At 35.5% G+C, this 265-nt stretch carries 1 protein-coding gene; it reads left to right on the top strand.

Annotated elements, in window-relative coordinates; all coding sequences use genetic code 11:
* Positions 1 to 265, top strand: a 265-nt coding sequence (locus ACR9ZK_RS22235; RefSeq protein WP_481344112.1) for a hypothetical protein, incomplete at both ends; no start/stop codon positions are given.

Genomic DNA, 265 nt, shown 5'->3' with positions numbered 1-265 from the left:
CTATGTAACGGGAAGTATCGGAATGACGCCGACATCGTTTAAATCCATACATTATTTCTGGAAAAATAATACTAAGAACGAGATTAAGCAGTATTTGGGAATTCCCTTTACGGCACAGAATGATATTACTGCGTTTGCAGTTAATAATGGAGACATTTATTTTGCAGGATATGTTGAAAATCTAATACCAGCCACTCCAACTCAGAGATACGAGCTTTGTTATTGGAAAAACGGTGTAAAGACTATACTTCATAAAAGTCAATAC

The organism is Monashia sp. HAY1-5C (assembly GCF_056755255.1).
Note: the sequence above shows the minus strand (reverse complement) of the source record. Positions and strands in the feature narration are given on the sequence as shown.